Below are 10,327 nucleotides of genomic sequence, written 5' to 3'. Positions count from 1 at the left end.
TCCTGCAATGGCTCGATTCCCTCTGACCGTTATGTGCCCGAACTCAACCCAACACCAGAGCGCCAGTGACGTTTCCGGCCGGTCGGGCACATAACACCGCCGGGCACAGAACCCGGACAACTTGAAGCCGGTGATCGCCGCCGCCGATGCGGTCAACCCGCAGTTCAGCCAGGGCTGGCTGGACTATGCCGGCCATGCCAGATTCCTCACCGACCCCGCGAGGGCGGCCTCCCCGAAAGACAAACCCCGCGTGGAACGCGCCGTGCAATACGTACGCCGAAACTTCTGGGACGGCGAGACATTCACTAGCATCGAGGCCGCGCAGCAGGCCGCCGTGCGGTGGTGTCGTGACACGGCAGGCACCCGCATCCACGGCACCACCTGCGCGCAGCCAGGGCAGCTGTTCACCGCCGACGAACAGCCCCGCCTGCTGCCCGTGCCGGGGGTCTATGACGTGCCAGTGTTCAAGACGGTCAAGGTGCACCGCGATTTCCACGCCGAAGTCGCCAAGGCGCTGTACTCGCTGCCCGAGCAATGGATCGCCACCACGCTCGACGTGCGGGCCGATACCGAGCTGGTGAAGTTCTATCACCGCGGCGTGCTGGTCAAGGTCCATCCCCGCCAGCGGCCCGGTGGCCGCAGCACCGACCCCGCTGATCTGCCCGAACACAAGACCGGCTACGCCCTGCGCGATCTGCAACAGTTGATCGCCACGTGCGCAGTACACGGCCCCAACGTCGGGATCTACGCCGAACGCATCCTCGATGACCGGCTGCCCTGGACCCGGATGCGCACCGTCTACCGACTGCTGGGCCTGGTGCGCCGCTACGGCGCCGACCGGGTCGAGGCGGCCTGCGCACTGTCGCTGGATCTCGATGTCGTCTCGGTGAACAAGATCGCCTCCATGCTGGAACGCGCCACCGAAACCAGCACCCCGGCACTGCCGCGGGCGGTCGGCCACACCGCAACCCGGTTCGCCCGCGACCCAGCCGAATTCAGCTCCACCCCAACACCATTGACCGTCGTCCCCGACACCGACCGCGAGGAGAACCGCTGACATGACCACCACCCACCACCGGCCCGCCGACCCGATCGGCGCCGATCTGCTCCGACTTCTGAAAACCCTCAAACTCGGCGCCTTGGCTGACACCCTGCCCGAACGTGCCGCCCTGGCCCGACAACACAAACTCAGCCACATCGGATTCCTCGAAACACTGCTGGCCGACGAAGTGTCCCGACGCGAATCCCGTTCAGCGGCACTGCGAGCGACCAAAGCCGGACTCGACCCCACCATGCGTTTCGACACCTGGACCGCCCACGACGACCTGCGCTATGACCGCACCCTGCTCGGCGACCTGACCTCGCTGCGGTTCCTTGACGCCGGCCAGTCCGCAATCGTCCTCGGACCCGTCGGCGTCGGCAAGACTCATCTGGCAACAGCATTGGGACACATGGCTATTCGCCGCCGCCACACCGTCCTGTTCAGCCGCGCAGACAAACTGTTCACCCGACTACGCGCCGCCCGCCTGGACCACACCGTCGACACCGAGATCCGCCGACTTGCCGCCGTCGACGTCCTCATCATCGACGACTTCGCGCTACGCCCCCTCGACGCCACCGAAACCAGCGACTTCTACGAAATCGTCGTCGAACGCCACCGCACCAAGACCACCATCGTGACCTCGAACCGGGAACCCGCCGAATGGCTCACCATGACCGCCGACACCCTGCTGGCTCAATCAGCCATCGACCGGCTAACGTCCGCCGCCCACACCCTGGTCATCGAAGGACCGTCCTACCGCCAACGCACCCGCGCCCAGCTTGACCCAAACCAGCCCGACGAGCATCCTCAATAACGCGCCACGGTGGCCCCATCCCCCTGGCAATCAGGTGGTCCCATCACCCTGGCAAGCGACAGCTATTATCGCCTGATGCTTCGAGGTCGGGTTTATGTTAGGCAGGTTCGTAGCTCATCGGTGGCTTCGCCCCGCCCGAGATGCCAGCTTTTGGGCACTGTTAAGTGTCGAAGTGATCAGTCCGGCCGTGTGACCGCAATCCGCCGTGCTCGCCTGACATGAGGGCGAGCGCTGAGGGTCTTAGTGGCGCCCGCGGTGAAGTGGCTGTTGAGGACCAATTTCTCGCCCTCAATTGGGGTGTAGCGAAGAATCCACGTGAGCACGATTTGGGCACCGATTTGTGGTTGATGGCCCGAGACGCTCGGCGCTTTGACCTAGGTGCACTCATAGGTGCGCAGGCCAAACGGGGTAAGTCGTGGTTCGAACGCCCCGAATACGGCGAGTCGGGTGAATTGGTGGGCTGGTGGCACCCCGATACTGATCAGCATTTCAAGTACTGGATCGAGCATCGCGTTCCGCACATTCTGGTCCTGCACGATCCAGATACGAAAGTTTCGTACTGGGTGCATGTGACCGCCGACCAGGTGGTCAACACAGGCAAGAATGCGAAAATCCTTGTTCCGCACCATCAAACGGTAGACATAGACCACGTCGACCAGCTTCTGGAAGTGGCCACCGGAGATCGCGAACACCCGGGTTGGGAAGGAAGTGCATGGCATCGGCGAGTTATTGCACGTGAGGACCGTCTCCGGTATGCGCTGCTGACGCCTCGCCTCATTTCTCCGCGGCCCAGCGCCGCCGGGGACGCCCTGACTCCTGAAGAAGCGTTGGCCATTCTTGTCGAGATGCGCCTCAGCGAGCTTGAGGCGTCGCCACTTCCGTATCGGTCCACGCGTGCACCAAACCTGCTGGAATGCCGTGACTCTGGGAATTGGTGGTGGCGATTTTATGCCGCCACATACGATGTTCTGGTCGAAGGCCATGACCTTACGGAGCTCACCTCACTTATCGATGTCGACAAGGTGGAACCGTTTGAGCAAGCAGCCGCGGCCGCGGTTGCTACAGCAATATTCGTGGAACATGGTCAACCGCAGCGAGGACTGGAAGTCGTCACCGCCGTGATCGATGCTGATCGTTGCGAGCCCGTCGACCACTTTTGGCTGGTGATGCACAGTGCACGGTGCATGAGCGAACTCGGCCTGCTCGACGAGGCGCAAGCCCAAGCGATCGAAGTCCAAGGACTGCGCGCTTCCTCCCGTAACGATCCGACGGCGATGTCGCTCGTTGGGGCGTCCTCCGGTCTGATCATCTCGACGAGCTGGATAATCGGTTATGAGCCACAAGGTTTCATAGACGCTGCGGCCGGCCGCGATACCCACGCGGCGTGGTGGCGCACCCAGGAAGTCGCGTGGGGCTTGCAACATCAGGCCGACGAGGATTTCCAAGGCTGGGCGAACGACACAAGCGTCAGGTTCGGTGCCTCCGATCAAACGTGGCGCCATCTACGCGCAGCATCGCTCATCAGCGGGTTTGGTGCAGATGAGTCCGCGTGGCGCAGCATTCATGCTCAACTGGCCCGTCGGGAGCTCACGACCAGCAACGGTGGCGTGGCCGACGTCGCGTCCGCCCTGACCTCGATGCGTGTGGCCGGCGACGATGATGACATTGAATTAGCAGTTGACCGCCTGCTGCAGATCGGTCCTGTATCAGCTGTAAGAGACGTCGCTAGCACGATCAACCTCGACGAGGCAACCAGAACTTCTCTGCTTGCCGACATCAAATTCGTCGAACACGCCGCCGACGTACTCCATGTCGATGACGCAGATCGCCACGCGCAGTGGGCGATACGTGTCCTGAAAGATCCATCCATCGTCACCGAACGCTGGCGACCCACATTCATCGTGCCGATCTATGTCTTGCAAATGCTCGCCGAGGTCACTCCTGTGGCTTCTGCGCCAGTACTGCGCGAGATCATCGATTACTTGACCACGCTTTCTCCCGTGACTGATGCATCCTGGGGGCAGGGCCTGGCGCACGTCGTGCGGAGGTTTCCTGAATCAGCGTGGACCACCGATGATCTGGACAAGCTCGAAATGCGAGAAGGCGACGAGTTCCAATTCGGGGGAGCGGTCACCGCAGTCCTCTCGAAGGCGAAGCCCGTATTCCGCCAGCGGCTCCTGCCAAAGATCGCCAATGTCCATCTCCCGACGCTTGCCGCCTGGGGTTCGATCGAAGACCTGCCTGACGATACTGCTGCCGCGTTGGCACGAGCCCTGGCTGAGAAAATACCGCACCAAATCGCACAACTTCAGGGCGGCAGAGCTAAATTCCCGCCGAGCGACCTTGCCGGAACTCTCGCCTGTCTAAACGTGACGCACCCCCAATACGCAAATTGGCAGCCGGTCATCGATCTTCTGCGCAGCCGCACCGAATTCACCCAGTACCTGGAGTGCGCCCTACACACCCTTCGTCGCATCGGTTCCCGAATTCCCGACGATGCCGCCGAGCAACTAGAACCCGTTGTGCACGACCTCATGACCAACGCGGTGGCATCCTTCGATGGCCCCGATGTACGCGGTGCCGCAGCCAGTGCGTTGGCAGCGTTTCGGCCCGACGCCATCTCCGACACCGAGTTTCGGGACCTGCTTTGCGGTAGTGGCAGTCAACGAGTCGCTGCCGCATTCGTCATCGCCGCCAGAAAGCAGCCGTCTCAGATTGATCTGTTCGCGTCTCTGGCCCTCGATCCCAATCCAACCATCCGTGCGACGGTCGCGAATTGCCTCGCCTACTGGGTCGCTCAGGGAGTCGCCGTCGACGCAGCGCTGGAGCTTCTTGAACGCACGATCAGTTCCTCTGGCACTCAGGTCCCGCGAATGATCGCCGCCGGGATGGTTGGCGGAAAAACAACCGCCGCCGTCACGCAACTCGCTGCATTACTTCAAGACAGTCCATCCGCCTACGCCAGATCGGTTAGCGCTCAACACCTTAACGGAGGACCAAGCTGATCGGCGGCCGCTGGTGCGGACGCTCCTAAGCCCCAGCCGGGACAACGAGAAACACCCGGCGGCCGAGCCGACATCGGTTGTGCGCGAGAAGCTCCGAGCCACGTTCAGTCTCTAGGGATGAGACGTACCGATGCGGGTGGCGCGATTCGATGACCGACAGATGGACTGGGTGTCGAAGTTATCCCGTTTACGGATGCATTTCTCGGTTCACATCAGCGCTCCGGGTAGAACTTGGTCGATTGCGGTTGTCAATTCGTCGTGAGCAGCGCGGTCCAGCCCGTAGAAGTCGATCACGTAGGACAGGGCGTTGTAGTAGGCGAGAACCGGCACGACCAAGAGTCGTTCGAGGTGAGCGACGTCAGCTTTCAGGAAGGTTCCGATGTTCCCGTCATTATCAACATTCGAGCGCAACTGCCGCGCCTGATAGAGAGACGGATGCGTTCCACCAGAAAGGAACCCGTATATTCCGAGTCCTTGGCGTGCGGTCAAGCTGCTCCCGGCACCGCGGTGGAGAAGTTCGAATAGGTCTGAAACCTTTGCCTCGCGCCCGAGGAAGACTTGATCGCCAATCGTCCAACTCGTTGAGTTGCCTCCGAGGTCAGGTCTTGAGGTTTCGGGAAATACGGCGATCACGTGGTCGCGGAACTGCGTCCATTCTTGTCGCGCTCGCCGGTGTACTTCGGAATCCTTCGAGTGCATACGGCCTGCCGCTTGCTTGGCAGTTTCTCGGCTGTACAACTCCTCCAGATACGCGCGGGCGAGCATGCCATGGGGATTGCCGGATGGTTCGCCGAGCACCCACGCTACGTGTGCTGTCAGCTCCAAGATTGATCGAGCGATCGGAACTGGGGGAACATGGCCTGTCCGTATCGGTACAACACCGCCAAACCAGCGAAGTGATTGGAGGCAATTTCCAGATAGGTAACTACTACCTCGGACACCAAGGTGAACCCAGCGGGGTCGCGGAGGGTAATCGCTTTTTGAGCCTTTGCGGCAAGGGAATTGGGCCCCGGCCGCCAACGCGAAATATCGGCAGTCCGCAGGAACACGGTGCGGCAGCTGTCTGCGAGATCTGCCAACTCGACCAACCGTGGCGGGACTTCCATCATCCACGATCCGGTTCGAGTGAAGTGCGGGCAATCAGAGCGCCGACCAAAGCGCTTGGGCGCGGGATGTGACAGGGTGCCATGTATCTCCTTCCAAGCAGTTGCGGCGGCTTCGTTCATCGAGCAGTTGTGTTGGCAGGACCATCTTGCAGTGGGTGCAGCCTGGTGTGATAAGACCGCTAGGTTCCGGGATTAGCCATTGCTTCATATATCGCTTCGCCGCGCGCGCAGACGCGTTCTGCGGTCGAAATTAGTTGGTCGGCCTGGTCAATCGGAATGTTGATCAGTTCGTCTAGGGTGCGAAAGATGTGTCCGAGGCCATGCGTGAGCGGTACACCGAGATGCTCGTTTTCAAGCGGCATGGTGACGAGTTCTTCGATCAGCTGCAGCGCAAGGTCGATTTGTCTTCGATGTAGGGCGACAACAGCTTCGACGCAAGTGACGGTGACCGCGTCGTAACTGTTGGCGTCTTCTCGGAGCGCTGCGATCAAAGAGTCCACTGAGTCGAGGTCGCGCGCCTCGATGAGTTCCCAGATCCTGTCCATCACCACGTTTGGCCTGACCTTGTCGCTCAGATCGCGGCTGATCATCTGATCGATGGATTTGATTGCACTCTTGATGACCTCGTCGTCGCGGTACTCGGGGCGTCGGTTGAGGAATGAGCGAACGAGGTAAGCCCGGTCAAGAGCGGCATCGGCAGCGCTGCCGCCGAACGACTCACAGCTCAGGAGGGTCCGAACTGCGACGGCGGCGAACGGTTGCATAGTCGCCGGCGGCATTCCGGCGGTGCTGAGATCGACGACGATTGATGTCACCGCGACGAGGGCTAGCAGATCGCGATATCTATCGCGCGGCATCTCGGCCAGATCAAGGAGCACGCCACGGGCAAGGTTGACGGAGGAGTTGAAGTCGCCTCTGCTCATCCGACACGTCGCCAGCTCAAGCTGCAGCATGATCCTGGTGAACTGGAAGAAGGTGACCTGGTCTTGTTGAAAGAACTCAAACCGGGAAATCTTCAGTATCACAGCGAGGAGCGCATCTGCGTGGGCTGCCAGTTGGTCAACAGCGAAGAACGCGTTGCGTTTTCGCATCGCGCCGAGCCAGCCGACGAGCGTGTGCAACATCATCGACAATTGACTGCCCAGTAGCCCCGCTGGGATGTCTCGAAGGAATATGTCGCGCAGCACTTCATGAACAAGGGGGTGGATCATGATGGTTTCGGCAGCTTCGTTGTCTGCGTTGAAATTGTCGACGAGAAGGACCCGCTGGGCGAGAGACTGCGTGCGAAAGATGCTGATGTACCGGCGCCGCACTGCCGGTCTGGCCGCGGTAGGTGATGGAAGGTCGCCCAGCCGTAGATCAGCTGATTCGGGGAACGCTGCGATGAGTAGATTCAGTGGAATCTTGTCCGGCGCGATCAGTGCTGCGCGGTAGATCAGTGCTTGCGCAATCCGCATCTCGTCGGGCGAGTTGGATCCGAGTCCATCGCCGAGGTGGCTGACAGCGTGCCGAATAGCCGCGTAGAGCGTCGCGTTACTTACTCCGGGTGGTACGGCACCCTCGTCCTCAAGGGCATCCAACTCGGCGAAGTACTCTGCGGACAGCTCGGCGACCGTTCCATTAGCGTTGCCGAAGTACATCCCAGCCATGCTGACCGCCAGCGGGATGAATCCGAGTCGCCCCACGACATCGCGCACTTGCGGCTGTTCGATCGATGGGTCTAGGCCTGCGTGGTTGACAAAACACTCCACTGCTTCGTTGGGAGTAAATGTCGGGACTCGGACCTTGGGAATCTCTGGCCACCAAGATGTTTCGTTCGGTGTGGTGATAACAACCTTGCCATTTCCATGTTTGGGGAGGAGAGCCTCTATCGCTTGCCGCGATGGCGCGCCATCGAAGACCAGCAGCCACGGACCATGGTGCCTGGCGAGAGTGTCGTGAAAGATGTTGGTGGGGTGCGATTTGTGGCCTAGACGAGTACCAGTGAGGTCCTCTGTGTATCGCCGCACGTCGGAAATCATCGTGTCATGTCCACGGCAGTCGATCCAGCACATGAATTCGAACGCGTTGTAGTGGAGATGGCAGAAATCTGCAGCTAGCGCCGATTTCCCGTAGCCCGTAGTCCCGGTCAAGATGGCGGTTCGAGGTTGTCGACCGATGACGTCCTCGGTGAGTGCCGTGGAGATTTCGTTTAGTTGCGCCACTCGCGGAATCGTCGAGCTGAACGTCGGGATGCCGCCGATCGGAACTCCCCAGTCGAAGCGTCTCATCGCGTGCGCCACGTCACTGTCAGGCATCTTGGCAACTGCGAAGACATCCGAGGCGGCGAATCGCTCTGTGGTAGTCCCAGCTGCCGATCGGAAAATGTTGTGCAGCAGAACCATAGACACTATTCGTGCGGTGGAACCTGCTTGGCTGAGCGCACGGTCGGCCCGTATCGAGCGGATGCGTTCGGCGACCGCGGAGGCGAGATCGTCTACTGACCGATTGTCGACCAATATGAACAGGTCGATTTCATCAGCGTCGACATCTGTGGGGTGATAGGCGAAGCGGTCGAAAGTGGACCCTTCGGGGTTCTCAAGTGTGCACTGTTCAGACAAGCCGGTCGACAACGGCCTGTTGGTTAACAAGTGGTTGGCGCCGGCCTGTGTGGCGCTCAGGCGTTGCATCACTTCCGCAACGTCGCCGGGGCGCAGCTTGTTGGCGAGCGGATCCCTGGACCCCTTCACTTGGACACGCTCGACGACGACGCCGTTTACCTCAAGGGCGAAATCCACGATGTCCCGATCGTCGCCGACGCCGCGGGTCGTGAGGATCGTGGGCTCGACCAACAAAGCCACGTCAGCAGGATCGGTGGCCTCAGCGGTGAGGTAGCGCAGGAAGTATTCGGCTGTGGCCACGTATTGATACAAGAAACCGTAGGCTGCGCTTCTTCCACCGCTCATCGGCCACTCCTGAACTCCGGGCACGCAGACACCCGTCGTGAATCTAGCACGTATGTTCGATAAATCGGTGTCGCGCACGGACGCGTTGACTCATCAGAAATGCGCGCGAATGGGCGGGTCGTTGCCTCATTGAGAATGCGCGCGTGGACGGCGCGCCTGCCGGGTGAATCAGCAACGAGTTCGGTAGGCCCGGTTGATGGGGTTGACATTGGCAGAGCGCAGAGCGGTGACGCAGGCAGCGGCGATTCGTTACCAGCAGGCCTGCAAGGGCGGTAAGACCCGGATTCTCGACGAGTTGTGCGCCAACACCGGCTGGCATCGCAGCCATGCCCGCAAAGCGCTCACAGCCGCGTTGGCGCCCAAGATCGTGGCACCGCGAAGTCCGCGGCCGGTGAAGTACGGCGAGGACGTCATCGCTGCGCTGACGTTGTGCTGGACGGTGCTGGACATGCCCGCCGGCAAACGGCTCGCACCCATGCTCGCCGAGTTGGTGGCCGTGCTGCGTCACTTCCGGGAGCTGGTCATCAGCGACGACACCGCGGCACTGCTGGTGTCGATGTCGGCGGCCACCATCGACCGCCGACTGGCCGACGAGCGAGCCAAGCACACGCTCAAAGGACGGGTGGGCACCAAGCCGGGATCGCTGCTCAAAAGCCAGATCCCGGTACGCACCTGGGCCGACTGGGACGACGCCGCACCCGGCTTCCTCGAGATCGACACGGTCTTCCACGACGGCGGCAGCCGCGGCGGAGGCCATGCCTTCACGCTGACCGTCACCGACATCGCCACCGGCTGGACCGAGAGCCGCTCACTACCCGACCGGATGGCAAAGCACATTCTGGCGGCCCTCAATCACATCGCCGCCGCGATGCCGTTCCCGATCCTGGGCGTGGACTGCGACAACGGATCGGAATTCATCAACGACGACCTGCTGCGCTGGTGTCGTAAACGCAAAATCACCTTCACCCGGTCGCGGCCGGGCAACAAGAACGACGGCTGCCACGTCGAGCAGAAGAACTGGGCGGTGGTCCGCACCGTGGTCGGCTACTACCGCTACGACACCGCGTCAGAACTGTTGCTACTCAACGAGATCTGGCAACTGCAGTCCCAGCTGACCAACTACTTCCACCCCCAGCAGAAACTGGTATCCAAAGTCCGCTCAGGCGCCAAAGTGTCGCGGAAACACGATAAGGCCAGGACCCCATTTCACCGTGCGATCAATCACCCGAGCATGACCGTGGACCGCATCGTGGCACTCAAACGGACCTACTCGCTGATCAACCCAGCTGCCACCCAACGCCAGATGGGGTTCCCCCGAGATCGTGGAGGGTTCCTTATGCCGCTTGCGGCTTGGTCTTGGATTCCCTGATCTCGTAGTTGACGGGCGATAACCCGTCGGCGGAGCTGTGCCGGCG

At 61.2% G+C, this 10,327-nt stretch carries 7 protein-coding genes; 4 read left to right on the top strand and 3 right to left on the bottom strand.

What is annotated here, in order from left to right:
- The first annotated feature begins 130 nt into the window (after nt 1-130).
- The 3 genes from ORI27_RS32180 to ORI27_RS32170 all read left to right on the top strand — a co-directional run bounded on the left by ORI27_RS32180 (nt 131) and on the right by ORI27_RS32170 (nt 4,861).
- A complete protein-coding gene (locus ORI27_RS32180) occupies nt 131-1,057 on the top strand; it encodes a Mu transposase domain-containing protein (protein ID WP_456085473.1) in 927 nt (308 codons plus the stop codon).
- 1 nt (nt 1,058) lies between these two features.
- The gene (gene istB, locus ORI27_RS32175; protein WP_266001291.1) at nt 1,059-1,856 is read left to right on the top strand and encodes an IS21-like element helper ATPase IstB; all 798 of its coding nucleotides are present in this window, start codon (nt 1,059-1,061) and stop codon (nt 1,854-1,856) included.
- Nucleotides 1,857-2,116: 260 nt separating this feature from the next.
- Nucleotides 2,117-4,861, top strand: coding sequence for a DUF4365 domain-containing protein (locus tag ORI27_RS32170; RefSeq protein WP_266001290.1), 2,745 nt, complete (start codon nt 2,117-2,119; stop codon nt 4,859-4,861).
- Nucleotides 4,862-5,068: 207 nt separating this feature from the next.
- Here ORI27_RS32170 and ORI27_RS32165 read toward each other — a convergent pair whose 3' ends face one another.
- Genes ORI27_RS32165 through ORI27_RS32155 form a run of 3 tightly spaced genes read right to left on the bottom strand, consistent with a single transcriptional unit; the run spans nt 5,069 to nt 8,912 of the window.
- Entirely contained in the window at nt 5,069-5,659 is a 591-nt protein-coding gene (locus ORI27_RS32165; protein WP_266001289.1) for a hypothetical protein, read from the bottom strand.
- A gap of 17 nt (nt 5,660-5,676) precedes the next feature.
- Entirely contained in the window at nt 5,677-6,087 is a 411-nt protein-coding gene (locus ORI27_RS32160; protein ID WP_266001288.1) for a hypothetical protein, read from the bottom strand.
- Nucleotides 6,088-6,146: 59 nt separating this feature from the next.
- Complete coding sequence (locus tag ORI27_RS32155) at nt 6,147-8,912, bottom strand: hypothetical protein (protein ID WP_266001287.1); 2,766 nt, start codon at nt 8,910-8,912, stop codon at nt 6,147-6,149.
- Nucleotides 8,913-9,108: 196 nt separating this feature from the next.
- Between ORI27_RS32155 and ORI27_RS32150 the strand changes: the two genes are divergently transcribed.
- Nucleotides 9,109-10,281, top strand: coding sequence for a DDE-type integrase/transposase/recombinase (locus ORI27_RS32150; RefSeq protein ID WP_266001286.1), 1,173 nt, complete (start codon nt 9,109-9,111; stop codon nt 10,279-10,281).
- Nucleotides 10,282-10,327: the final 46 nt, after the last annotated feature.

The organism is Mycobacterium pinniadriaticum, from assembly GCF_026242045.1.
Taxonomy (GTDB): Bacteria; Actinomycetota; Actinomycetes; order Mycobacteriales; family Mycobacteriaceae; genus Mycobacterium; species Mycobacterium pinniadriaticum.
This window is presented reverse-complemented; position numbering and strand designations above follow the sequence as displayed.